The organism is Sphingomonas sp. TREG-RG-20F-R18-01 (assembly GCF_022662475.1).
GTDB lineage: Bacteria > Pseudomonadota > Alphaproteobacteria > Sphingomonadales > Sphingomonadaceae > Sphingomonas.
This window is the reverse complement of sequence record NZ_JAKNQQ010000002.1, coordinates 405,161-422,750: the sequence shown is the minus strand read 5'-3', so window position 1 is coordinate 422,750 and position 17,590 is coordinate 405,161. Positions and strand designations below refer to the sequence as shown.

Sequence of the window (17,590 nt, the reverse complement as noted above, 5' to 3'; positions counted from 1 at the left end):
GAAGTCGAAGCCCTGCCCGGACCACACACCTCGCTTTCTGCTGCACGGGCCCCTTCGACTTCGCTCAGGGCAAACGGGAATGGGAAGGGCCTTATCCCGGTACTTCGACCTGTTCCGTATGGGGGCACCCCCTCTAACCCGTTCGGGCTGAGCGCAGTCGAAGCCCCGCCCGCCCAAGGTCCCGCCACATGCTGAACCGTTTCACCGGCGACTATCTCGACGCGCTCGTCGTCCCCGATTTCACGCCGCGCCCCAAGGTCTCGGGCCGCCTCGCCTCGTTCGACGGCCTCCTGATGGAAGCGGTCGGCCTCACCGTCCCCGTCGGCACCGTCTGCCAGGTCGGCGACCGCACCGCCGCGGTCGAGGCCGAGGTGATCGGCTTCCGCAACGGGCGCACGCTGTTGATGAACCTCGGTGGCCCCGCGGCCTTGCTCCCACAAGCCCCGGTCCGTCCGCTCGGCGCGCCGGGCGAGGCGGAGGTCGGCGCGGCGCTGCTCGGGCGCGTGGTCGATGGCACCGGCAAGCCGATCGACGGGCTCGGCCCGATCCGCGGTGCCGGGCGCTGGCCGCTCGCGGGGAAGATGCAGTCGCCGCTCGATCGCGGGCGCGTGCTCGAGCCGCTTGATGTCGGCGTCCGCGCGATCAACGGGTTGCTCACCGTCGGGCAGGGCCAGCGGATCGGGATCATGGCGGGTTCGGGCGTCGGCAAGTCGGTGCTGCTCGGGATGATCGTCCGCGCAGCGCAAGCCGATGTCGTCGTCATCGGCCTGATCGGCGAGCGCAGCCGCGAAGTCGCCGACTTCCTCGAAACCAAGGTCGCTGGCGCGGCGCGCGCGCGCTCGGTGGTGGTCGCGGTGCCCGCCAACCATTCGCCGGTGCTGCGCATCCGCGGCGCCTTGCGCACCCACGCGATTGCCGAGGCGTTTCGCGCCGAGGGCAAGAAGGTCCTGCTCATCATGGACTCGCTCACCCGCGTCGCGCACGCCGGGCGCGAGATCGGGCTTGCGCTGGGCGAGCCCGCCTCGGCGCGCGGCTATCCACCGTCCGCGATCGCGATGCTTCCGAACCTCATCGAACGCGCGGGCGTCGACGTCCACAGCGGCGGGTCGATCACCGCGATCTACACCGTGCTGGCGGATGGCGACGACGGCAACGATCCCGTGGTCGACAGCGCGCGCTCGATCCTCGACGGGCATATCGTGCTCTCGCGGCAACTCGCCGAACGCGGCGTCTATCCCGCGATCGACCTCGGCCCCTCGGTCAGCCGCGTGATGACCGACATCGTCGACAAGCCGCACCAGCGCGCCGCGCGTGTGCTCCGCCGCCACCTTGCGACCTATGAGGAGAATCGCGATCTCGTGCTGATGGGCGCCTATCGCTCGGGCGCGGATCCGGCAATCGACGCCGCGATCGCGTGCCACCCGGCGGTGCTCGAATATATCAAGCAGGATCCGGACGAGACCGTCTCGCTCGGCGATTCGGCGATCGAACTGATCGGCGTGTTCGGCGATGCCTAAGTCCAAGCTCGACCGGCTGCTCCGCGTCCGCACGCTGCAACTCGGGCTCGTCCAGGCCGACGAAGCGCGTGCGCGCGACAAGGCGCACGCCGAGACGACGCTCCACGGTCGCATCGTCCAGCTGTCCGAGAACGTCGCGCCGACGGTCGCGCCAATCGGCGCGTCCGCGCTCGGCGCCGCCGCGCATTTCCGCGAACGCCTCCACCGCTCCGCCGAAGCCGCCGAGGGGCGCCTGCGCGCAGCGCAAGCGGTCGCCACCCGCGCCGCCGAAGCCACGCGCGAAGCGCGCCGCGACCAGAGCGCGATCGAGAAACTGATCGCACGCGCGGATGCCGAGGCCGCGCTCAAGGAATTGCGCGCGATGGAGGCGATGCCGCCCGCGCGCGTGATCCGGCACGATCCTTGCTGAACCGCTGACGGGTGCCGCTTCCGGCCCCGCTGGATGCCTGCATGACCGACCTGACCACCCTGCCGTTCCCGACCGCCCCCTCGGCATCGCCGCTCGCCCCCGCGGCGCCCGCGTCGGTGTCAGGCGTGCCCGGCATGGCAGCGCAGTTCGCGCAGACGCTCGGAGACATGCTGGCGAGTACGACGTCGGTCGTGCCGTCCGCCACCATTCCCGCCGCCACGCCCGCCGCCACGCCCGCCGCCACGCCCGCCGCCACGCCCGCCTTGGGGGCGGTCGCGCTGCCCGACGCCGCACAACCGCTCCCCATCCTAGGTCTGGTCGGACCGCTGCCAAACGGCAAGCTGCTGGCCACCGGCATCACCGACCGGCAAGCGCTTGCCGACGACGGCAACGCAGTGCCTGCCGAGCCCGCGGTCCGGTTTCTCGCCAACCCGGCGTGGCGCGCGGCCGTCGTCGGGGCAGCGACACCGCCCCGCACCTCCGTACCTTTGCGCACCGCGCTCGAGCGCGCCGCCGCCCAGGTAACGACATCCGCCGCCGCCAAGCCCGCGCGGGGATCGACCACGGCGTCGGTCGCGAAGTCTCCCCGCGAGCATACGGAGGACGTGGCGGCGTTCCCCGAGGCGGCGACGGACGGCCCGGTCGTCTTGCCGTCCACACCGGATGGTACGGCGAGCGCACCGCTACCGCTCCCGGCGGTGCCGCTGACAACCGTTCCCGCGCCGGCGAGCGCTGCGCCCGAGCGGGTCGCCTCGGAGCCGGACGCCCGCCAGCAAGGCACCGTTGCATCCGTTGCCGGACCCGCCGCCAGACCGGCAGTTGCGATGCTCCCGGCCCCGCCGATGATCGCCCAGGCCGGGCAGGAGCTCGCGGCACCCGCTGTCGACCGCCCGGGTCGCACGCCGGCACGCTCGGCGCAGACCGATGCGACGCCACCAGCGGTGCAGGAGCAGGCCACGCCCGCCCTCCTGTCCGATCCCACGGCGTCGCGCACGCAAGGAGCGGCTGTTCCGGCAACCGAGCAAGACGCAGCAAGCGCGCCGCCGCGCGTCTTGGCGCGCGCGGCCCGCGCGTTGCCGTCCGACCAGGCCATTCTCGCCGCGCTCGGCGCGCTGCCCAATCCCGGGCGCGACGAGAGCCCCGTTCAGGGCGCAACGCCGGCCATCGTACCTGTGCCAGAGGTGGCTGCGACCCCAATCGCGCCAGTGTCGTCCACCACAGTACGACCGCCCGCCATCGACGCACCTTCGCCCCAGCAACCAGCGACAGCCGCGACCGCCACCGCCACCGCGGCAACCGCGCCGCTTGCGCGCGTCGCCGCAACGACCGCCGACGCCCTGGCCGGCCGTACCGCCGCCACCGCGCCCGACTCGCCCGTGCGGAGCGAGACCATGCCGGTCCGCCTCGACCGAAGCGTCGTGGCGCCGATCGCCGTCTCCGCCACCCCGCAACCCGCCGCGCAGGTCTTCGCCGCCGCGCTCGCCACCGCGGCGACCTGGCGCGACCGCCCTGCAGCCGAGCGTACCGACCCCGCATCCCCCACGCCCCCGCTCGGCTTCACCACCGCCGTCGACCTCGGCAGCACCACCCCGGTCCAGCCGACTGGCGACGCGCAGCGCGCGCCGCTCGACCTGACGCAGGACACCGGCGTCCAGCGGATGATCGACCATATCGAGGTGCTCCGCGACGGCGCCGATTCGCGCGATACGCGGATCCGGCTGGTCCCCGATGCGCTCGGCAGCGTCGACGTCGCGGTGCGGCAGGTCGGCGAGCGGATTCACGTCAGCTTCACCGCCGAGCATGAGGCCACGCGCGCCCTCATCGCCGACGCGCAGCCGCGCCTGACCGAACTCGCCGCCGAGCGCGGCGTGCGGATCGTCGGGACCAGCGTCGCGACCGACGCCAATCCGGGCACATCCGCGTCGCTCCAACAGGGACAGGCGCAAGCCCAGTCCCAGTCCCAGTCGCAACCGCAATCCCAGAACCCGTCCCAGTCGCGCCCCAACGCCCCGCAGCAGCCGCCCCGCGCATCAACGCGGGCGCAGCGCGACACCGAAACCCCCGAGGACCAGCGCCTCGCCTAACCCCCAAGGAAGCAGAGCATGAGTGAGATCGTCGAAGAGAAGACCAAGAAGAAAAAGGGCGGGATGATGAAGATCATCCTGATCGTCGTCGGGTTGCTGGCGCTGGTCGGCGGCGGCGTCGGCGGCACGCTGTTCGCGGTCAACGCCGGGTTTATCGGCGGCGGCGGCAAGCATTCCGAGCCCGAAGGCCCGCGCCTCGTCCCCAAGAGCGAGCAGAAGCGGATCGGCGCGGGTGGCGAAGGCGGCGATGCGCATGCGACCGCGGGCAACAAACCGCCGATCGGCACCGGCGGCGACAAATATGCCTCGAATTACTACGCGATGGACAAGGAGTTCACCTCCAACCTGCAGGACAGCGTCCATTTCGTCCAGGTCGGGGTCGCGGTGTCGACGCCCTATGACGATTCGGTGATCCAGAACATCAAGACCAACGAGATCGCGGTGCGCTCGTCGATCCTGATGGCGCTGGGCGACACCACCGAGGAGCAGGTCTTCACCAGCGACGGAAAGCGCCAGCTGGAACGCCGCGTGGCCAAGGCCATCAACGATACGCTCAAGGAAAAAGAAGGATTTGGAGGCGTCGGTAACGTTTACTTTACCAGTTTCGTTGTTCAGTGAGCCATGGTTAACAAGGCATCAGCGACGGCGGACGAACGCCGCGAACGGACGCGAGGCGCAGCCAAGAGCGGGGGTGCGCAGCACGTCGCGCTCGGGGCCACCAACCTCAATCCGTTCGGCGACCTGCACACCGTCCAGCATCTCTCCGCGCGGCTCGCGCGCGGAGTGCGCGGGGTGTTCGAGCCGTTGCTGCGCCGCGAATGCCGCACCTGGGCGGAGCCGCTCGTCGTCCAGCGGCTCGCCGATTACCGGATGGAACGTCCCGACGGGCTGACCGCATGGCTGCCGATGACGATGGCGCTCGGCAGCGCCCCCGCGGGCCAGGCGCTGGCCGTCCTCGACGGGCGGTTCGTGCTCGAACTGCTCGACCTGTTCTTCGGCGGGACCGGCCACGCCCCTGCCGAGCTCCCTGCCGAATTCACCCCCGCCGCGGAGGTGATGGTGACCCAGCTCGGCAAGCTGCTCGCCGAACCGATGCGCGCGGCCTGGGAACCGCTCGCGCGCCTGTCCTTCACCCCCGGCCATGTCGAGCTCAACCCCGCGATGCTCGCGAACCTCGACGCGGACGATGCGCTCGTCATCACGCGCTTCGGGATCGCGGTGGGCACCGCCAAGCCCGTCTTCCTCGACCTGCTCTACCCGGTCTCCGCGCTCAAGCCGCACGGGCCTTCGCTGACCGGCAAGGTCCACGGCAAGACCGCCGAGCCCGACCCAAGCTGGCGCACCGGCCTCACCCGCGCGGTGATGGACGTACGCTTCCCGATCCGCTCGGTCCTCGCCGAGCCGATGGTCTCGCTCAGCCTGCTGATGGGGCTCAAGGAAGGCGACGTGATCCCGATCAACGTCGGGTCGGACGTGCCCGTGATGGTCGGCGGCGACCGGCTCGCGCTCGGCACCGTCGGCACGTCGAACGGCAAGGCCGCGATCAAGCTCAACACGATTTGTTACGACATCGACAGCGACTTCAGGGGCGATTTGCAATGAGCGACATGAGTTCAACCCCGTCGAGCGGCTTCCCGCTCGATGCCAGCCTGGCTGCGAACTTCCGCCTGTTGCAGGACGTCGACGTCAAGCTGACGGTCGAGATCGGCTCGACTTCGCTGACGCTGCGCGAATTGCTCGCGCTCGGCGAGACCAGCGTGATCGAGCTCGACCGCCAGGCGAACGAACTGCTCGACGTGCTCGTCAACGGCACGCTGATCGGCCGCGGCGAGGTCGTGATGGTCGGCGATCGCTTCGGCGTCCGCATGACCGAGCTGGTCAGCCCTGAGAAGCGGGCCTGATCGCTCATGATGTGGTCCTATGTCCTGAAACTCGTCATCCTCCTCCCGCTGGTCTGCGGGTTGATGATCGGCTGCCTGTATCTCTGGCGCCGGCTCGAGGCGCGGATGCCGGGGCAGCCCGCCAACCGGCTGCTCAAGGTCACCGAGACGATGATGATCTCGCCGACCGTACGGCTCGCGGTGCTCGATTTCGAGGGGCGGCGGTTGCTCGTCTCGGTCAGCCGCACCGGCGTATCGCTGGTCGATCGCGGGGGGCCATCGGCATGACGCTCGGTCTCCGTTTCGACTGGCGGAAGATTTTCCTGTTCACGATCGCGATCCTCCTCGCGCTCGTGGCGGTCCACCCGGCACTCGCGCAGACGGCTGCAGCGGCGGCTCCCGTCGCGCCGGCCCCCGGCGTCGGTGATGCGGCGGATCGCGCGCTGAAGGATCTGGGCGGCGGCAATGCCCCGCTGTCGCTCAGCCTTCAGTTGCTCATCGTGATGGGGCTGCTGACGATCCTGCCCGGCATCCTGCTGATGATGACGAGCTTCACGCGGATCATCATCGTGCTGTCGATCCTGCGGCAGGCGCTGGGGCTCCAGCAGACCCCGCCCAACCAGGTGCTGGTCGGCCTGTCGCTGTTCCTGTCGTTCTTCATCATGGCGCCCGTCATCAGCCAGATCAACACGGTCGCGATCCAGCCCTATTCCGAGAACCGGATCGGCGCGACCGACATGATCAAGGCGGGCGGCGTGCCGCTCCACGCGTTCATGGCGAAGCAGACCCGCAAGAAGGACATCACGATGTTCGCCGGCATCGCGAAGAGCGGCCCGTACCAGAATGCCGCGGACATCCCCTTCTCGGTGCTGCTCCCGGCCTATGTGACGAGCGAACTCAAGACCGCGTTCCAGATCGGCTTTCTCGTGTTTCTGCCGTTCATCGTGATCGATCTCGTCGTCGCGACCGTGCTGATGTCGCTCGGCATGATGATGCTGTCGCCGACGATCATTTCGCTCCCGTTCAAGCTGCTGCTGTTCGTCCTCGTCGACGGCTGGGCGCTGACGATGGGGTCGCTCGCCAATTCGTTCGTGAGCTGAGCGCATGGACGCAGAATATTTCCTGACGGTCGCCAATCAGACGATGTGGGTGCTGGCGCTTGCCTCCGCGCCGATCCTGATCCCCGCGTTGCTCGCGGGGTTGCTGACCGGCATGATCCAGGCGGCGACGTCGATCAACGAGCAGACGCTGTCGTTCGTCCCCAAGCTGATCGTGGTCGGCATTTCGCTGCTGGTGTTCGGCGGGCTAATCATCGGGCTGCTGAGCGACTTCACGATCGGTATCTTCGAGCGGATCCCGGATCTGGTGCGCTAAAGTGCGCGCATTCCCCTCCCCGTGTTCCTGCGAAGGCAGGAACCCAGAGTCTCGCAAACCAACGCCCGTTGGTTTGCGAGACTCCTGGACTCCTGCTTTCGCAGGAGAACAGCAAGGGACGCGCAAGAGCGTGGACAAGCCCGGGATGACGGTATGGGCCGGGGTATCCCAATGGGCCCGCTAGGCCTCGGCCTCTCGATCGAGCCGCAGATGTGGGCGCTGATCTTCGTCATGATCCGCATCAGCGCGGCGTTCATCGCAGCGCCCGTGTTCAGCGCGGTGTCGATCCCCGTGGTGGTCCGCATCTCGCTGTCGGGCGCGATCGGCGTGCTCGTGCTCGGCGCGCATCCGATCACCCCGCCCGAGCATATCTTCGCGCTCGCGACGATCCTCGCGGTCGCCGCCGAGGCGCTGGTCGGCCTCGCGATCGGCTTCGTCCTCCAGATCGCGTTCGCCGCGCCGGCGCTCGCCAGCGAATTGATCGGCACCTCGATGGGGATCGGCTTCGCCTCGGCGATCGACCCGCAGAACGGCAAGTCGACCCCTGCGCTCGGCCAGTTCTTCACGATGATGCTCACGCTGCTGTTCCTGAGCGTCAACGGCCACCTCGTGCTCGTCGAGATGATCGTCAAATCCTATGACGTGATGCCGCCGGGCGCCGCATGGCTCAAACCCGCCCAGCTCGAGAACATCGCGCTGTTCGGCGGCTATACCTTCCTTGCGGGACTCCTGCTCGCCTTGCCGGTCGGCTTCCTGCTGCTGTGCCTCAACCTGATCGTGGGGATGATCTCGCGCTCGGCCCCGTCGCTCAACCTGTTCGCGGTCGGCCTCCCCGCCAGCCTCGCGGTCGGCGTCATCGCGCTCGCGATGGCGTTCCCGACGATGGGCGATTACATGCTCGTGATCGTCCAGGAAGGCCTCGCCGCCGCACAGAAACTGGTGCTCGGCTGATGTCGGAGGAGTCCGGCGAACGGACCGAAGCCCCAACCGCAAAGCGCAAGCGCGATGCGGTCGAGAAGGGCGACATCCTCAAATCGCGCGAATTCGCGACCGCGCTGGTGATGCTCGCGGGGATGGCGTGGCTCGCCCTGATGGGGCCGTCGCTGGTCGCCGCGTGCAAGGAGATCATGGCGACGAGCTTCTCGTTCGATCACCGCGACATCGAGGATTTCGAGCCGTTCCGTCCGCTGGCGCAGAGCGGCTGGAAGATCGCCCCCGCGCTCATCTCGCTGCTCGCGATCAGCTTCGTCGCGGCGATCCTCAGCCAGGCCGGGCTCGGGCATCTCGGGTTCAACGGCAGCCTGCTCGCGCCCAAGGCGTCGCGGATCAACCCTGCGTCGGGATTGAAGCGGATCTTCGGGCCGCAGGGGTGGATCGAGCTCGGCAAGGCGTTGCTCAAGGTCGGGCTGCTCGGCAGCATCGGCTGGTATCTGCTCGGCCAGGTCGCGCACGTGTCGATGGGGCTGTCGTCGAGCAGCTTCACCACCGCGGTCGGTGCCCTCACGGGAACGTTCCTCACCGTGCTGTTCACGATGGCGTTCGGCATGGTCGCGATCGCCGGGATCGACGTCCCGCTCCAGCTGTTCCAGCGCCTCAGCAAGCTGCGCATGTCGAAGCAGGCGATCCGCGACGAGAACAAGGAAACCGAAGGCTCGCCCGAGGCCAAGGGCGCGATGCGGCAGCGCCAGCGCGAGATGTCGATGCGCAGCATGCGCAAGAGCGTTGCGGAAGCACACGTCATCCTCACCAACCCGACGCATTTCGCGGTCGCGCTACGGTACGATCGCGAGAACGATCAGGTCCCGGTGGTGGTCGCCAAGGGGCGCGGCGTGGTCGCGCTCGCGATTCGCGAACTCGGCGCGGAGACGCGGATCCCGGTGCTCGAATATCCCGCGCTGGCGCGTGCGGTCTATTACACCAGCCGCGAGGGCCAGGAAGTCCGCGACGACCTGTATGTCGCGCTCGCGACGGTGCTGGCGTTCGTGTTCGGGCTCAACGCCGAGGCGGGTGGCCTGCCGCCGCCGGTCTTCGTCCCCGAAACCGCGCGCTATGACGAGAATGGCGTCCAGGCGTGACCAAAAAGGCCGGAAAACCGCTAAAGGTTTCTCCACGCCCGCCGTTCTACCTTGGGAGCAGAGTGACGGGACCGACCGCATGACGACGACCACCAGCGCCACCAGCGCGACGCCCACGCCGACACCCACGAGCACGACCACGATCGGCCAGTCGCTGATCAACGGGCTCAACGCGGGATCGGGCGTCGATACCGCGAGCCTCGTGGCGTCGCTGACCCAGGCACAGTTCGCGTCCAAGAACCTGCAGCTGACCAAGCAGGATACCGCCCTCACCGCGCAGATCTCGTCGGTCGCCAAGGTGCAGAGCGCGATCACCAGCTTCGCCTCGGGGCTGACCACGCTGGTCAAGGGCGGCAGCCTGCAGACCCAGCCGGCCAGCAGCGACACCGGCGTCCTGACCGCCAGCGCGCTGCCGGGCGCCAAGCTGTCGGGCCTGTCGGCGTTCGTCGAAGTGACCCAGCTCGCGAGCGCGCAAACGTCGACCAGCACCACCCGGTTCGACAGTCGCAGCGCGACCGTCGGCACGGGCACGCTGACGCTCACGCTCGGCACCGCCAGCGACAGCGCCGTGTCCAGCCTTAGCGGTGCCGCCGCGCCGGTCAGCATCACGATCGATTCAACCAACAACACGCTCGACGGCATTGCCAAGGCGATCAACGCGGCCAACAGCGGGGTGTCCGCAACGATCGTCACCGATGTCGACGGCAAGGCGCGCCTGACGCTGAAGGGCCCGACCGGGACCGACAAGGCGTTCACGCTCAGCGGCGACAGCGGCAGCCTCGCCCAGCTCAACGTCGGCGGCAGCGCGCCCGCCAGCACGATCACCGGATCGGCCGGCAACGCCAAACTGTCGCTCAACGGCACCCAGGTCGAACGCTCGAGCAACACGATCAGCGACCTGGTCGACGGTGTCCAGCTGACGCTCTCCAGCGTCACCGCCGCGGGCAAGCCGGTCGTGCTGGGCAGTTCGACCCCGACCGCCGGGCTGACCCAGGCGGTCGGCGATTTCGTCGATACCTACAACCAGCTGCTTGCCGAACTGAAGACCGAGACCGATGCATCGACCGGTCCGTTGAAGAGCGACTATAACGCGACCAACCTGATGCGCGCCCTGCGCGGCATGACGCTGACCACCCTGACGACCGGCGGCGCCGCCGGCAGCCCGAGCACGCTCGCCGCCATCGGGGTCAAGACCAACAAGGACGGGACGCTCAGCGTCGACCAGACGCAGCTGTCCGCCGCGCTGACCAAGACCCCCGACGCGGTCGAGGCGATGTTCGCGGACGGCACGGGCGCGACCGGCGGCGGGATCGCGGCGGCGCTCAACGCGATCTCCACGGCTGCGGTCAGCAACAAGATCACCGTCAACGGGCGTACCGAGACGACCGGACTCGTCGCCAGCACCGCGCTCTACACCGCCGCCAAGACCAAGGTGGCCGTTGCCGAGGACAAGGTGACGAGCGACACGGCCGCGTACCAGGAGCGGCTGACCAAGCAATATGCCGCTTCGGACGCGAAGGTCGCCGCGTACAAGGCGACCCAGACGCAGCTCCAGAACCAGATCGACCAGTGGAACAAGTCGGGCCAATGACCGTCGCATACGCCTCCCCCTTCGGCCGCAACCCGGAAGCCACCTACCGCCAGATCGAGATCGCGGGGCAGACCGCAGGGGCCGATGGTCCCGCGCTGGTGCAGCTGCTGTACGATCAGGCGATCCGCGCACTTCGCGGTGCCGCCTGGGCCGCCGAAAACGGCAATTACAAGATGAAGAGCGACAAGGTCACGCGCGCCACCGCGATCCTGTTCGCACTCGAGGCGGGGCTCGATTTCGACAAGGGCGGCACCGTCGCGCCCGCCCTCGCCCGGCTCTACGCGGGCACGCGGATGACGGTGGTCAACGCGGCCGTGAAGAACGATCCGATGCCGTTCCGCGAGGTGGCGGACACGCTTGACGAGATCGGCCAGGCCTGGCGGACCGCGCGCGCGGCCTGACGCTCGGCCCTACGTCCGTCACCCCGGCGCGGGCCGGGGCCGGGTGGTTACAGGGGTACGGCGGGCGACGCCGTGCCGTATCGTCGGTCGCGCCACGCAACATGGTGGCCCCGGCCTTCTCCGGGGTGACAGGAATAGGTTCGGCTTCTGCCCTACCCGAACCACCGCCGCGTGCTGAAATACCCGATGATCCCGACCGTGATCGCGATGCACACCCCGCCGATCGCATCGAACGCCCAGGGTTCCTTCGAAAACGGCAGCCCCTCGACATTCATCCCGTACAGCCCGGTCAGGAACGTCAGCGGCAGAAAGATCAGCGCGACGATCGAGATCAGCAGCGAGCGCGAATCAATCTGTTCGGCGCGCAGGTCGGTCAGCGCCTCGTGCATCAGCGCGGAGCGTTCGCGGATCGCCTCCAGTTCCTCCGCCATGCGCGCCGCGCGGTCGGCGGCGGAATTGAGATGCAGCCGGTCGTCATCGTGCAGCCAGTCGCACGGCAAGGCCGCCAGCTTCTCCAGCGCCGCCCGTTGCGGCTGGAGGAACCGCCGGTAGCCGATCGCGGCGACCCGCACCTTGGTGACGTTGCGGCGCAGTTCGAACACCTTGTCAGCGTTGAGATCGGCCTCGCAATCGTCGAGCTGGTCGCCCAGTTCGCCGACCTCGGGATCGAGCTCCTCGGTGATCGCGCTGGCGAATTCCGCGATCAGATCGCCCGGATCGGCGATCGTCCCACCCTCGATCGCCTTCACCACGTCGTCGACCGCGGTCAGCGAGCGCCGCGTGACCGAGAACACCCGCCCCGCCAACGCGTAGATCCGCACCGAGGCCAGCGGGTCGGACGCCGTCATCGCCTCGTTGGAGCGCCCGCGCAGGTTGAGGAACGCGCCCTCGCCCAGCGCATCGCAGCGCGGGCGGGACTCGGTCGTGGTCAGCACGTCGACGACATAGTCGGGCAATCCGGCGGTTTCGCCCAGCCAGCTTTGCGCCTGCTCGTTGTTGCTGGTCAGATGGATCCAGATCAGCTCGCCGGACGTATCCATCGCCGCCTTGATGTCGAGCCGCTCGGCCTTCCCCTCCGCGACGCGGTACGCAAACCCGCTCATGGCAGCTCCATCCAGATCGTGAGTCCCGGTTCCTGCTCAACCGGCGGCACCTCGGAAATGATCCGCACCGCATCCGCGCGCGACCGGTCGAGGATCGCAGCCGGCGTCGCGGCGGGCGCATAGATCCGGTCGGCCAGCGCGAGCGCGCGCGCCTGCCCCAACGTCAAATCGTCCGGGTCGGCCGAGGTCAGCCGGATCGTCACCAGCCGGTCGGGCGAGGCGGTCGCATCGACCAGCCACCCCGGCACCGCCTCGGGCGGCGCCGTCAGCGGGTCGAGCGGCCCGCCTTGCGCGAACGCGCGCCCCAAAGCGCGCCGACGGTCGTCGAGCGCGGGCAGCACCAGCCGGATCGCGCCGCGCATCGCGTTCAACCGATCGGCGAGCGGCCCCAAAGTCGCGGGCAGCATCGCCTCCAGCCGTTGCCGCAACGCCGCCGCCAGCCCAGCCGACGCGCCGCCCGTCCCGATCGCGATCAGCACCGGGCTGCGATCGATGATCGCGGGGAGCGTGAAGTCGCAATCGTCGGGCCGGTCGACCGCATTGACCAGCACCCCGCGCGCCTTCAGCCGATCGATCGCGCCGCGCGCCTCGGCATCATCCTCGATCGCGACGATCGCGAGCGACGCCGCGCTATCCTCGCCGACGATCACCGCGCCCGCGCGCTCCAGCAACCGCCGCTTGGCGTCCGCGGGTTCGCCCTCGCCGAGCAGCATCACCGGCCGCCCCGCCAGCCGGACGAACAGCGGAAGACTGTGGAGCGTCATGCCGCGGGCTTGAGCCATTCGGGCAGGCGTTCCGCGGCAAGGATCGTCTCGGGGTTGATCCGGTCCGCGACCACCGCGAAACGATCGCCGTCCACGAGAACCTCGGGCACCAGCGCGCGGCTGTTATACGTGCTCGCCATCGTCGCGCCGTAAGCGCCCGCGGTGCGGAACACCGCGAGGTCGCCGCTCACCACTTCGTCGATGTCGCGCCCCATCGCGAAGGTGTCGCCGCTCTCGCACACCGGCCCCGCGATATTCGCCATCATCCGCCGCCCGTTCGGGCGCACCGCCGCGAAATCATGCCACGCATCGTACAAGGCAGGCCGCGCGAGATCGTTCATCGCGGCATCGACGATGACATAGGGGTTGGTCACCCCCGGCTTGACCCAGATGACCTTGGTCAGCAGCACGCCCGCATTCCCCGCGATCACGCGCCCGGGCTCGAACATCAGCGTCACGCCCCAGTCGCGCGTCACCCGCGCGACCATCGCACCGAACTCGGCGGGGCTCGGGAACACCTCGCCCTCGCGATACGGCACGCCGAGCCCGCCACCGAGATCGATCCGGTCGATCGTGTGCCCTGCGCCGCGCAACTCGGCCATCAGCGCGCCGACCCGGCGATACGCCGCTTCCATCGGCGCGAGATCACCCAGCTGGCTGCCGATATGCACCGCGACGCCGCGCAGGTTGAGCCCCGGCAAGCCCGCCAGCCGCCCGAAGATCGCCGGCGCCTGGTCGATCGGCACGCCGAACTTGTTCTCGCGCTTGCCGGTCGAGATCTTGGCATGCGTGCCCGCATCGACGTCCGGATTGACGCGGAGCGTCGCGTGCGCGGTCATGCCGCGTTCGGTCGCGAGCTGCGCGAGGACGACGCCCTCTTCCTCCAGCTCGAGGTTGAACTGGCCAAGCCCGCAATCGAGCGCGCGGACCAGTTCCTCGCGCGTCTTCCCGACGCCCGAGAACACCACGTCCGCCGCCGGAATCCTCGCCGCCAGCGCGCGCGCGAGTTCGCCGCCCGAAACCACGTCCGCGCCGTAGCCTGCGTTCGCAAGCAGGCGGAGCACCGCGAGATTGGGGTTGGCCTTGATCGCATAGGCCAGGTGGACGTCGCCCGCCGCCGCCAGCCCCTCGCGGAACACGCGCGCGTGCCGCTGGAAGGTCGCGGAGGAATAGACATAGACGGGCGATCCGACCGCCTCGGCGATCGCCGGCAGCGGCACGCCCTCGCAGTGCATCACGCCGTCGACGAGAGCAAAATGATCCATGAAATCAGCCGATCAATTGGGCGGGGGCAAGTCGAATTCGTCGCCGCGCCGTTCCTGGGAATTCTTCAGCAGCTCATCGCTGCGCTCGGGTCGGGCCTGGTTGCTGGGCGTCAGCAACTGCGTGGGTGTCGGTGTCGCCTTGGCCCCATAAGGCGCGACCGGGAGCGGCTGCCCCTCCGCCGGTTTGAGCGCGGAGGACGCGCCACAGCCCGACAGCAGGAGCCCCGCTGCAAACCCGCCCACTGAAAACCCGAGAGCCAAGCGTTTCATCGATGCGATCCTTCCCGCGCCGCCGCCACCGCGGCGCGCACGTTGCTGGGGGCGGTGCCGCCGAAGCTCGTCCGGCTCGCGACCGAGGCATCGACGCTCAGCACGTCGAACACCCGCGCGTCGATCCGCACATCGATCGCCTGCAGATCCTCAAGCGACAGCGCGTCGAGCATCACGCCCAGCGTCTCCGCGCGGCGCACCGCTTGGCCGGTGATGTGATGCGCCTCGCGGAACGGCACGCCCGCTTCGCGCACCAGCCAGTCCGCCAGATCGGTCGCGGTCGCGAACCCCGATTCCGCGACCTGCCGCATTCGCTCGGTCTTGAACGTCGCGCTCGCGACCATCCCGGTCATCGCCGCGATCGATAGGTCTAGCAAGTCGTGCGCCTCGAACACCGGCGGCTTGTCGTCCTGCATGTCCTTGGAATAGGCGAGCGGCAGGCCCTTCATCGTCACCATCAGCGCGGTCATGCAGCCGAGGATCCGCCCTGCGTGCCCGCGCACCAGTTCGGCGGCGTCAGGGTTGCGCTTCTGCGGCATGATCGAGCTGCCGGTCGACCATTGGTCCGACAGCGAGACGAAGCCGAACGGCTGCGACGCCCACAGCACGAACTCCTCGGCCAGCCGGCTGAGATGCAACGAACATTGCGTCGCCGCCGTCAGGTAATCGAGCGCGAAGTCGCGGTCGGACACGCCATCGAGCGAATTGCGCGTCGGCCCGTCGAACCCGAGCGCCTGCGCGGTCATTTCGCGGTCGATCGGGAAGCCCGTTCCGGCCAGTGCCGCCGAGCCCAGCGGGCACAGATTGCCGCGCGCTCGCGCATCGGCGAAGCGGCTGCGGTCGCGTGCGATCATCTCGTGATACGCCATCAGGTGATGGCCGAGCGTCACCGGCTGCGCGCTTTGCAGATGCGTGAAGCCGGGCATCACGCTCGCGGCATGTTCCTCGGCGCGGGTCAGCAGCGCATCCTGGAACTGGCCGAGGGCCGCGTCGATCTGATTGATCGCGTCGCGCACCCACAGTTTGAAGTCGGTCGCGACCTGGTCGTTGCGCGACCGTGCGGTGTGGAGCCGCCCCGCGACCGGCCCGATCGCCTCGGCGAGCCGCGCCTCGGTCTGCATGTGGATGTCTTCGAGGACCATGTCCTCGGTCACGCCATGCGCGGCATAATGCGCCGCGACCGTGTCGAGCCCCGCCGATATCGTCGCCGCGTCCTCCGCCGAGACGATGCCCTGCTGCCCGAGCATCGCGACGTGCGCCTTCGATCCCGCGACATCCTGCTGCCACAGCCGCTTGTCGAACGGGATCGAGGCATTTATCGATCGCATGACCGCGGCCGGACCCTCGGCAAAGCGCCCGCCCCACATCGCATTGGATGTTTCGTTCATGTCAGTCTCGACCATTTTGGTGTTCCGCTCGGCGATCGTCCCGGTCCTGCTGCTGGGCCTTGTCGCGGGTTGCGATAAGCAAGTCTCGGGCAACCGGCAAGCCGAGGCGACTCCCGCCGCGTCCACCCCCGCTCCGGCAAAGGCCGAGAAGATCGACCGCACCCACAAGGGCGACCCCGCGCCGTCGGTCAGCTTCGAAGGCCCCGACGGCAAGCCGATGACGCTCGCGCGGTTCAAGGGCAAGCCGGTGCTCGTCAACCTGTGGGCGACGTGGTGCGGGCCCTGCGTCAAGGAAATGCCGACGCTGGACGCGGCGGCGGAGACCATCACCGTCGTCGCGATCAGCCAGGACAAGGACCGGCCGACGATCCAGGCCTATTTCGCGAAGAACGGCTTCAAGCGGCTGAAACCCTATCTCGACAAGAACGTCGCTTTGAGCGTCACCTATGAGGCGAGCCTGCCGATGAGCATCCTGTTCGATTCGACCGGCCACGAAGTGTGGCGCTCGACCGGCGGGATGGACTGGACGAGTGCCGCCGCGAAGGCAGCGCTGGCGGAGGCGAAGTAGTCCAATGCCCACCACCCCGGCGAAGGGGAGACCTCTGCGAAAGTCGCACTTTGCCCCTTCCCGTCACCCCGGCGAAGGCCGGGGCCGCCATGTTAGGGGGTTAGAACCGGCGATACCGCACCCAGCCGTCCCGCCGCGCCCGGGCAACCAAGCGGCCCCGGCCTTCGCCGGGGTGACGGATGCGGGATCGAGTGACTTTCGCCAAGGTCTCGCGAAGGCCGGGGCCCAGTAGCGAGGTCGAAGGCAACGGACGCGACGCTTCAACAGTCAGCGTTCCGCTCTTGGGCCCCGGCCTTCGCCGGGGTGGATGCGCTGTTTACATCACAAACAGCGCGAGTCCCGCTCCGGTGCACCCGCTTCACGCGTCTTCCACGCGCCGCCCGGCGCGCGATACTTGTCCCCCGGCGCCGTCTTCGCGATCAGGTTGCACCCCGACGTAAACGCGAAATCCTCGACCGTCGCGTTGTTCGCCGCCGCCTCGCGCGTGTAGACCGACTTGCGCTGGATGTTGACGTGCGCGACCAGCGCCGCCAGCGAGGGCGTCGACGCCCCCACCACGCCGAGATAGCCATCGGGCTGCTCGCCGATCTGCCCGGCGGCGCGCGCCGCCTTCCAGTCGTCCTGCGCCAGCGCGACGCCCGCCGTCCCGAGCAACACTGCCGCGGCGAGCATCGCCGCCATTTTCCACGTACGCATTCAGAAGATTCCCGGGTTGGACTGGATCACCGTCTTGGCCTGATTGTCGAGCCGGTAGACGACTTCCTGCTTCACATTGATGTTGAGATTGATCTCGATCGGCTTGTCGGGCGCATTGATGCTGACGCAGCCCGCCAGCGTCATCAGGGCACCCAAACTCGCGGTCGATGCCATTCGTTTCATCGCTGCGATGCTCGGTCGTCCC

At 68.8% G+C, this 17,590-nt stretch carries 21 protein-coding genes; 14 read left to right on the top strand and 7 right to left on the bottom strand.

Features of this window, described 5'->3' with window-relative positions:
• Nucleotides 1-188 precede the first annotated feature (188 nt).
• From L8K25_RS07515 to fliS, 13 genes are all read left to right on the top strand, one after another.
• On the top strand, nucleotides 189-1,517 hold the full coding sequence (locus L8K25_RS07515) for a FliI/YscN family ATPase (RefSeq protein ID WP_010161275.1): 1,329 nt from the start codon (nucleotides 189-191) through the stop codon (nucleotides 1,515-1,517).
• Nucleotides 1,510-1,926, top strand: coding sequence for a hypothetical protein (locus L8K25_RS07510; RefSeq protein ID WP_242138268.1), 417 nt, complete (start codon nucleotides 1,510-1,512; stop codon nucleotides 1,924-1,926). Before L8K25_RS07515 ends, L8K25_RS07510 begins: the two co-directional genes overlap by 8 nt.
• A 41-nt stretch (nucleotides 1,927-1,967) precedes the next feature.
• The gene (locus L8K25_RS07505) at nucleotides 1,968-4,010 is read left to right on the top strand and encodes a flagellar hook-length control protein FliK (protein ID WP_242138267.1); all 2,043 of its coding nucleotides are present in this window, start codon (nucleotides 1,968-1,970) and stop codon (nucleotides 4,008-4,010) included.
• Between the two features lie 18 nt (nucleotides 4,011-4,028).
• Nucleotides 4,029-4,628, top strand: coding sequence for a flagellar basal body-associated FliL family protein (locus tag L8K25_RS07500; protein WP_242138266.1), 600 nt, complete (start codon nucleotides 4,029-4,031; stop codon nucleotides 4,626-4,628).
• Between the two features lie 3 nt (nucleotides 4,629-4,631).
• Complete coding sequence (locus L8K25_RS07495; RefSeq protein ID WP_242138265.1) at nucleotides 4,632-5,612, top strand: FliM/FliN family flagellar motor switch protein; 981 nt, start codon at nucleotides 4,632-4,634, stop codon at nucleotides 5,610-5,612.
• Nucleotides 5,609-5,911 carry a flagellar motor switch protein FliN gene (gene fliN, locus L8K25_RS07490; RefSeq protein WP_010161280.1) on the top strand — a complete coding sequence of 101 codons (303 nt, stop codon included), beginning with the start codon at nucleotides 5,609-5,611 and terminating at the stop codon, nucleotides 5,909-5,911. The genes L8K25_RS07495 and fliN overlap by 4 nt, the downstream gene beginning before the upstream one ends.
• Before the next feature lie 6 nt (nucleotides 5,912-5,917).
• Nucleotides 5,918-6,178, top strand: a complete 261-nt coding sequence (locus L8K25_RS07485; RefSeq protein ID WP_242138264.1) for a flagellar biosynthetic protein FliO — start codon at nucleotides 5,918-5,920, stop codon at nucleotides 6,176-6,178.
• Nucleotides 6,175-6,990, top strand: a complete 816-nt coding sequence (gene fliP, locus L8K25_RS07480) for a flagellar type III secretion system pore protein FliP (RefSeq protein ID WP_242138263.1) — start codon at nucleotides 6,175-6,177, stop codon at nucleotides 6,988-6,990. The genes L8K25_RS07485 and fliP overlap by 4 nt, the downstream gene beginning before the upstream one ends.
• Before the next feature lie 4 nt (nucleotides 6,991-6,994).
• Nucleotides 6,995-7,264: a flagellar biosynthesis protein FliQ gene (fliQ, locus tag L8K25_RS07475; protein WP_010161284.1), complete on the top strand. Its 270-nt coding sequence runs from the start codon at nucleotides 6,995-6,997 to the stop codon at nucleotides 7,262-7,264.
• Between the two features lie 171 nt (nucleotides 7,265-7,435).
• A complete protein-coding gene (gene fliR, locus L8K25_RS07470; RefSeq protein WP_242138262.1) occupies nucleotides 7,436-8,215 on the top strand; it encodes a flagellar biosynthetic protein FliR in 780 nt (259 codons plus the stop codon).
• On the top strand, nucleotides 8,215-9,339 hold the full coding sequence (locus L8K25_RS07465; RefSeq protein ID WP_242138261.1) for a flagellar type III secretion system protein FlhB: 1,125 nt from the start codon (nucleotides 8,215-8,217) through the stop codon (nucleotides 9,337-9,339). The genes fliR and L8K25_RS07465 overlap by 1 nt, the downstream gene beginning before the upstream one ends.
• A 79-nt stretch (nucleotides 9,340-9,418) precedes the next feature.
• Nucleotides 9,419-10,930, top strand: coding sequence for a flagellar filament capping protein FliD (fliD, locus tag L8K25_RS07460; protein ID WP_242138260.1), 1,512 nt, complete (start codon nucleotides 9,419-9,421; stop codon nucleotides 10,928-10,930).
• Nucleotides 10,927-11,331 (top strand): flagellar export chaperone FliS, encoded by a 405-nt coding sequence (gene fliS, locus L8K25_RS07455; protein WP_242138259.1) that lies wholly within the window; start codon nucleotides 10,927-10,929, stop codon nucleotides 11,329-11,331. The genes fliD and fliS overlap by 4 nt, the downstream gene beginning before the upstream one ends.
• Before the next feature lie 152 nt (nucleotides 11,332-11,483).
• On the opposite strand, the gene L8K25_RS07450 is transcribed toward fliS, so the two are convergent.
• From L8K25_RS07450 to argH, 5 genes are read right to left on the bottom strand one after another with little or no spacing between them, the layout of a single operon-like run.
• On the bottom strand, nucleotides 11,484-12,434 hold the full coding sequence (locus L8K25_RS07450) for a zinc transporter ZntB (protein ID WP_242138258.1): 951 nt from the start codon (nucleotides 12,432-12,434) through the stop codon (nucleotides 11,484-11,486).
• On the bottom strand, nucleotides 12,431-13,198 hold the full coding sequence (locus L8K25_RS07445; RefSeq protein ID WP_242138734.1) for an NAD(P)-dependent oxidoreductase: 768 nt from the start codon (nucleotides 13,196-13,198) through the stop codon (nucleotides 12,431-12,433). Before L8K25_RS07445 ends, L8K25_RS07450 begins: the two co-directional genes overlap by 4 nt.
• On the bottom strand, nucleotides 13,195-14,463 hold the full coding sequence (gene lysA / locus L8K25_RS07440; protein WP_242138257.1) for a diaminopimelate decarboxylase: 1,269 nt from the start codon (nucleotides 14,461-14,463) through the stop codon (nucleotides 13,195-13,197). Before lysA ends, L8K25_RS07445 begins: the two co-directional genes overlap by 4 nt.
• A gap of 12 nt (nucleotides 14,464-14,475) precedes the next feature.
• Nucleotides 14,476-14,733 carry a hypothetical protein gene (locus tag L8K25_RS07435; protein ID WP_242138256.1) on the bottom strand — a complete coding sequence of 86 codons (258 nt, stop codon included), beginning with the start codon at nucleotides 14,731-14,733 and terminating at the stop codon, nucleotides 14,476-14,478.
• On the bottom strand, nucleotides 14,730-16,100 hold the full coding sequence (argH, locus tag L8K25_RS07430; RefSeq protein WP_242138733.1) for an argininosuccinate lyase: 1,371 nt from the start codon (nucleotides 16,098-16,100) through the stop codon (nucleotides 14,730-14,732). The genes L8K25_RS07435 and argH overlap by 4 nt, the downstream gene beginning before the upstream one ends.
• A gap of 19 nt (nucleotides 16,101-16,119) precedes the next feature.
• Here argH and L8K25_RS07425 point away from each other — a divergent pair, with 19 nt between their 5' ends.
• Nucleotides 16,120-16,689, top strand: coding sequence for a TlpA disulfide reductase family protein (locus L8K25_RS07425; RefSeq protein WP_242138255.1), 570 nt, complete (start codon nucleotides 16,120-16,122; stop codon nucleotides 16,687-16,689).
• A gap of 321 nt (nucleotides 16,690-17,010) precedes the next feature.
• Here L8K25_RS07425 and L8K25_RS07420 read toward each other — a convergent pair whose 3' ends face one another.
• Both L8K25_RS07420 and L8K25_RS07415 read right to left on the bottom strand, forming a co-directional pair.
• Nucleotides 17,011-17,385 carry a YdbL family protein gene (locus L8K25_RS07420; RefSeq protein ID WP_242138254.1) on the bottom strand — a complete coding sequence of 125 codons (375 nt, stop codon included), beginning with the start codon at nucleotides 17,383-17,385 and terminating at the stop codon, nucleotides 17,011-17,013.
• Nucleotides 17,386-17,568: a YnbE family lipoprotein gene (locus L8K25_RS07415; protein ID WP_242138732.1), complete on the bottom strand. Its 183-nt coding sequence runs from the start codon at nucleotides 17,566-17,568 to the stop codon at nucleotides 17,386-17,388.
• Nucleotides 17,569-17,590 lie beyond the last annotated feature (22 nt).

What these genes read in the sequence shown, in the direction of transcription:
- L8K25_RS07510 (WP_242138268.1), top strand. Translation starts at nt 1,510, where the DNA reads ATGCCTAAGTCCAAGCTCGACCGGCTGCTCCGCGTCCGCACGCTGCAA.
- fliR (WP_242138262.1), top strand. Translation starts at nt 7,436, where the DNA reads ATGGGCCCGCTAGGCCTCGGCCTCTCGATCGAGCCGCAGATGTGGGCG.
- L8K25_RS07465 (WP_242138261.1), top strand. Translation starts at nt 8,215, where the DNA reads ATGTCGGAGGAGTCCGGCGAACGGACCGAAGCCCCAACCGCAAAGCGC.
- L8K25_RS07425 (WP_242138255.1), top strand. Translation starts at nt 16,120, where the DNA reads ATGTCAGTCTCGACCATTTTGGTGTTCCGCTCGGCGATCGTCCCGGTC.
- L8K25_RS07505 (WP_242138267.1), top strand. Translation starts at nt 1,968, where the DNA reads ATGACCGACCTGACCACCCTGCCGTTCCCGACCGCCCCCTCGGCATCG.
- L8K25_RS07485 (WP_242138264.1), top strand. Translation starts at nt 5,918, where the DNA reads ATGATGTGGTCCTATGTCCTGAAACTCGTCATCCTCCTCCCGCTGGTC.
- L8K25_RS07445 (WP_242138734.1), bottom strand. Translation starts at nt 13,198, where the DNA reads ATGACGCTCCACAGTCTTCCGCTGTTCGTCCGGCTGGCGGGGCGGCCG.
- L8K25_RS07420 (WP_242138254.1), bottom strand. Translation starts at nt 17,385, where the DNA reads ATGCGTACGTGGAAAATGGCGGCGATGCTCGCCGCGGCAGTGTTGCTC.
- L8K25_RS07435 (WP_242138256.1), bottom strand. Translation starts at nt 14,733, where the DNA reads ATGAAACGCTTGGCTCTCGGGTTTTCAGTGGGCGGGTTTGCAGCGGGG.
- L8K25_RS07515 (WP_010161275.1), top strand. Translation starts at nt 189, where the DNA reads ATGCTGAACCGTTTCACCGGCGACTATCTCGACGCGCTCGTCGTCCCC.
- L8K25_RS07495 (WP_242138265.1), top strand. Translation starts at nt 4,632, where the DNA reads ATGGTTAACAAGGCATCAGCGACGGCGGACGAACGCCGCGAACGGACG.
- fliP (WP_242138263.1), top strand. Translation starts at nt 6,175, where the DNA reads ATGACGCTCGGTCTCCGTTTCGACTGGCGGAAGATTTTCCTGTTCACG.
- lysA (WP_242138257.1), bottom strand. Translation starts at nt 14,463, where the DNA reads ATGGATCATTTTGCTCTCGTCGACGGCGTGATGCACTGCGAGGGCGTG.
- fliS (WP_242138259.1), top strand. Translation starts at nt 10,927, where the DNA reads ATGACCGTCGCATACGCCTCCCCCTTCGGCCGCAACCCGGAAGCCACC.
- fliQ (WP_010161284.1), top strand. Translation starts at nt 6,995, where the DNA reads ATGGACGCAGAATATTTCCTGACGGTCGCCAATCAGACGATGTGGGTG.
- L8K25_RS07450 (WP_242138258.1), bottom strand. Translation starts at nt 12,434, where the DNA reads ATGAGCGGGTTTGCGTACCGCGTCGCGGAGGGGAAGGCCGAGCGGCTC.
- fliD (WP_242138260.1), top strand. Translation starts at nt 9,419, where the DNA reads ATGACGACGACCACCAGCGCCACCAGCGCGACGCCCACGCCGACACCC.
- argH (WP_242138733.1), bottom strand. Translation starts at nt 16,100, where the DNA reads ATGTGGGGCGGGCGCTTTGCCGAGGGTCCGGCCGCGGTCATGCGATCG.
- L8K25_RS07415 (WP_242138732.1), bottom strand. Translation starts at nt 17,568, where the DNA reads ATGAAACGAATGGCATCGACCGCGAGTTTGGGTGCCCTGATGACGCTG.
- fliN (WP_010161280.1), top strand. Translation starts at nt 5,609, where the DNA reads ATGAGCGACATGAGTTCAACCCCGTCGAGCGGCTTCCCGCTCGATGCC.
- L8K25_RS07500 (WP_242138266.1), top strand. Translation starts at nt 4,029, where the DNA reads ATGAGTGAGATCGTCGAAGAGAAGACCAAGAAGAAAAAGGGCGGGATG.